Annotated in this window: 5 protein-coding genes and 1 pseudogene; 1 reads left to right on the forward strand and 5 read right to left on the reverse strand. The window is 53.9% G+C overall.

What is annotated here, in order from left to right; translation table 11 throughout:
• Positions 1–260, reverse strand: a 260-nt coding sequence (locus ABJQ89_RS07750; protein ID WP_348495680.1) for an AAA family ATPase, incomplete at its 3' end; no start/stop codon positions are given.
• A 110-nt stretch (positions 261–370) separates the two neighbouring features.
• Here ABJQ89_RS07750 and ABJQ89_RS07755 point away from each other — a divergent pair.
• Positions 371–622, forward strand: coding sequence for a helix-turn-helix transcriptional regulator (locus tag ABJQ89_RS07755; protein ID WP_348404450.1), 252 nt, complete (start codon positions 371–373; stop codon positions 620–622).
• 14 nt (positions 623–636) lie between these two features.
• Here ABJQ89_RS07755 and ABJQ89_RS07760 read toward each other — a convergent pair whose 3' ends face one another.
• From ABJQ89_RS07760 to ABJQ89_RS07775, 4 genes and pseudogenes are all read right to left on the reverse strand, one after another.
• A complete protein-coding gene (locus tag ABJQ89_RS07760; protein ID WP_348404451.1) occupies positions 637–1917 on the reverse strand; it encodes a type II toxin-antitoxin system HipA family toxin in 1281 nt (426 codons plus the stop codon).
• Positions 1917–2165 (reverse strand): helix-turn-helix transcriptional regulator, encoded by a 249-nt coding sequence (locus ABJQ89_RS07765; RefSeq protein WP_348404452.1) that lies wholly within the window; start codon positions 2163–2165, stop codon positions 1917–1919. The genes ABJQ89_RS07760 and ABJQ89_RS07765 overlap by 1 nt, the downstream gene beginning before the upstream one ends.
• A gap of 104 nt (positions 2166–2269) precedes the next feature.
• Positions 2270–2935 carry a hypothetical protein gene (locus ABJQ89_RS07770; protein ID WP_348404453.1) on the reverse strand — a complete coding sequence of 222 codons (666 nt, stop codon included), beginning with the start codon at positions 2933–2935 and terminating at the stop codon, positions 2270–2272.
• Positions 2932–4058 (reverse strand): annotated as a pseudogene (locus ABJQ89_RS07775) (hypothetical protein); the annotation flags it as partial. The pseudogene ABJQ89_RS07775 and the gene ABJQ89_RS07770, both read right to left, overlap by 4 nt.

The raw sequence follows: 4058 nt of genomic DNA on the forward strand, positions 1-4058 counted from the left end.
GCCAGCATGTCCTCGATATCTTCGCGGGTTGTGCAGCTTAGCAATTGCAGGCGATCTTCAAGCACACCGCTTGACGACATAGCCTTGCGCCAGCGTTGCAATGTCGTTGGCGTGTCCCGTCTGGGGTCGGCCTTGGCCTCATCCGTGCAGTCGAGCACAAGCACACGTTTACCCATCGCCAGAAAGCCTGACGCCAGCGCCATGGTGGAAACCGTGCGTCCCGTGCCGCCTTTGGTAGCGAAAAATGTGATCGTCTGCATTGGGGCGGTCCTTCTACTGGATATGACTTGAATAAGTATATCACCCCCATTTTGGGGGTAAACCCGTTATGGGGGTAGCCGTTTCATCAAATTGATTGGTGGAACATTCATTGGCTGGAACCGTACATACTGCTGCTTACAAACATCTGCTTGCGCAGTTGGTTAATGCGCGTGACAAATCGGGCCTGTCCCAAGCGCAGTTGGCGCAGCGTATTGGGAAGCCTGCGTCATTTGTTGGGAAATACGAAGTTGGCGAGCGCCGTCTCGATGTCATTGAGTTGCTGGTTGTTTTGAAAACCCTTGAAGCCAACAGCACGGACTTCATTCTCGAACTGGGCAAACAGGTTCCTGAACAGCTTTGAACTGCGAGTTACACTTAAGACAGGTTTTGTGCTCGAGCGTGAAGCCCATCCAGCAGACAACCCAGTAGGGTATCCGGAAAGCCCGGCAATAGCTTTACTTGGGTTTGCTCAATTGCGCCGTCAAGCTGGTAAAGAATGTCGTCGATCATGCTATTCGCCAACTCCTGTCCCAGACCGACCACCTTTGCTGTCTCTAGAAAATGCCTCCGCACAACTTCATTGATCCGATAGTGGTTTTGATCGCCAACGCTCATCGCTAATCGCATGCGGTTGTGCCGAATTTGACCATCATCGACGGCTTTCTGGGCCGTCAGCACATCGTAGAGCGGTGTCATGCCAAACCCGCCACCGGGGCGCAGTGCAATGCTAAAGTTTTTCGCATGACCATCGGTCGCTCCAAGCAACCAAAACAGAATCTGCGCCTTGAAGAACGCTAGCCGATCCTCGTTGGGCCGGTCACTGCCAGCCAGCAATCGCATACCGTCCGCAACACTTGGGCCACCATCCATCTGATATTTCTGGCTGGGCGGCACACTAAGCGCCTGACAAAAGTCCTCCTGTGGAAGGCGGATTAGCCGCCCATCTCGTGTCCAGCGTCGATCAAAACGGGTGACCGACAATGCCCGAACATTCTCAAAATCGACGATTTCAACTTCGGCCACGTCCATGCCCATCGCGCGGCAGAACGTCATGCACAGGAATTCGTTCTCGACGCTGTCCGACAAGTTGATGCCGCTTGGCAAAACGCCTAGCTGAGTTTTCAGAATATGCGTCGTCGGCGTCATGCCGAGAGGTCTGATCCAAGCACCGTCTTTGCGCAGCAGTGCCGTCTTTTCCTGCGCGCCAGCCAACGAAATCCGAAAATCATCCTCTTCGATTCCAAGTGGAGCCGTGGCAAGGTTCCGAAGGATGTCGGCAATCTGCCCATCTGACACGGGTTCACCTTCCAAATCTGTTGGTTTGGGTGGGATGTCTCCCGCTACAAACTGCAACGCGCCAACACAATCACGGCCGATCTTTTCGAGCATATTGTATGCATCTGTACCGCCGGCACCTACTTTGGCGGCAACACGTTCCCGGATCGCCGGATTGTCGGGAAGCAGGTTCTCCAAATAGGCTATTACGGGTGCGCCCTGATGCGCTTGCTCTTGCAGCGGCAGAGAGAGCGACACAGGCAACGCGTGCTCCCATGCCAGCCAGTCTTGCGCATAGCTGAACGTGATCGCCCCACTGCGTGCCATATCGATCTCGCCAACAAGTCGCCCGTTCAGCAATACTGTCAGCTTGCGCGCCATCAGAATATGTCCTCAATGTCAGGCTGATTTGCGCCGCGATCGCCGATCCAAAACTCAAGACCCAGTGCCATCATGATCGCGAGGATGGTTTTGATTTGCGTGCCAGCATCACCGTTTTCGACCGAAGAAATTGTTGCAACGCGCAAGCCTGACCGCGCGCTGACATCCTTCTGCGTCCATCCCTTAGCTTTGCGGGCACGTCGTAGGGCAGTCCCAATGTGTTCTGGTGTGCGGGCGAGAGATTCCATTGTGCGCTCCTTTACGCTAGAGCGTATATTATTAGAATTTACGCCGCAACGTATTTTTCAATTTATTACGCTATGGCGTAATAGGCTGGCAGCACCACCTAACCTCAATCCGAGAGCCGGTACATCCGCCCATTCAAATGTGCAATCTCGGACAGGTCGTCCGCTTCCCAACGTCTGATCCGCAAACCTTCAGGGATAACAACCAACGTATGGCCCCGAAAGTCCAACAACTGGATACCAACACTGTCCCGTAATGTGATGAAATTCTCAAGCTCTTGCCGCACAGCATCTCTTGCCTGAGCCATTGCAGCAAGGTCGTCCTCGATTTGGACAAGCTGTCCAGCCGCCTGGTCACGTTGATGCAAAAGATCGTTCTGCAGTTCAGCTAACGCCATCTCACCATCCCGACGTGATGCTGCAACCTCCGCAGTCGTTGCCTCAAGAAGAAACGACGCTTCATTCTCGGCAGCAGCTTTGAGCCTTGCCGCAGACCAGAACGCAAAAGCGACGATAAGTACTGCTGTAACAACCGAGACAACAACGCCAGCACCGACGAGCACCCAGATTTGCCGAATGCGTTGTTCCAAAGCGGAGGCGCGTTCATCAATCAAATCTGTCCGCGCATTCAGGCCGCCAACGGAAAAGGACGCCTGACGGACAGCCTCGTGCAGTTCTTCAACGACTTGCTCTGCGTCACGCGCCGTTGCCAAGCCGTTCGTCCGCCGCTTTGCTTCAAGGCTTGCAATCCGATTGTCGAGATCATTTGTCATGGCTGCATTCCCCCCGATTGTGGTCGTGAAATAGGCTTAAGCACCTCGGAGATTTGTTCGCGTTCTTGCTCAGCCTGTGAGGTGGACAGCATCCCGGTCAGCTTGCCCCATACCTTGCTGACCAATACCACGACCTTTTCGATAACCTGTGCAATTTCCAACCACTCCACATCTTGGGCGAGCCTGGGATCATCAAACTGTAGTTCTGACCTTTCGTCATCGAACCGAACATTGCCTGTAAGGACGCCGATCAGAACCCGCGCTGTCACAGACGCGGCGCGCAACACAGTCTCTCGCAGGACCGTCTGTTTTTCATGTTCAAATGCAAAGCGCTCAGATTGAAGGTCTGAAGTCTCTTTTTCCAATAGTTCCATTTGATGGGCCAGTTCTGACTGAGCGAGTTGTTCAATTTCGGCCTTCTTCGTCTCAGCCTGACGAAGGATCATTTCGGCCTCCGCCTCCGCATCGTCTTTCGCCGACAAGGCCTCATCGTAAAGCGCCTCAACACGTGCTAATTTATCCGCGACCTCGGCTGCTTTTTGATCGGCATCCTCATCAAACTGCGCTTCCGCATCAGCTAGGCTCTCAACACGTTCAGACATTTGGCGGTGCAGATCCCCATCGCGTCTGGCCTGCTCTTTTCGTTGCTTCCACTGTTCCCGCGACAACCTCTCACGCTTCGGCCCTAAACGGGTCAAGCCAGCAGGCAAACCAACCTCGGTGAAATACTCATCCTGCAGTTCACGACCTCGCGCGCGATAAGCACGATTACCGAATTTGACGGCTTCCTTGGAAGGTTTGCCACTTTCTCTGGCCAACGCCTCAGCTTCTTCCTTGACCTGCCAAGCCGGGTTCAGGTGACGCGCAGAACAGCTGGCATCGCCCAGAGGCAAAATGAAGGCGTGAATGTGCGGATATTTCTCATCTACATGCTCAACCACCGATACAAGTCGGTCGCCAAACATCTCTTTCATCCAACTGATATTCAGTTCAATCCAGCGTTCGTATTCCGCTCGATCAGCAGAACCGTCCGCGACTTGCTCAGTCAACAATGGATATGAGGCGACGGCAGTTAGCAGGGTGTGACGGTCCTTCCGAATGCCTCGCTTTGCGATGGTACCAT

It is taken from the genome of Planktotalea sp. (assembly GCF_039984035.1).
Lineage (GTDB): Bacteria > Pseudomonadota > Alphaproteobacteria > Rhodobacterales > Rhodobacteraceae > Planktotalea.

Bases quoted from the DNA above. Each gene is read 5' to 3' on its own strand.
- ABJQ89_RS07760 (WP_348404451.1), bottom strand. From the start codon at position 1,917: ATGGCGCGCAAGCTGACAGTATTGCTGAACGGGCGACTTGTTGGCGAG.
- ABJQ89_RS07765 (WP_348404452.1), bottom strand. From the start codon at position 2,165: ATGGAATCTCTCGCCCGCACACCAGAACACATTGGGACTGCCCTACGA.
- ABJQ89_RS07770 (WP_348404453.1), bottom strand. From the start codon at position 2,935: ATGACAAATGATCTCGACAATCGGATTGCAAGCCTTGAAGCAAAGCGG.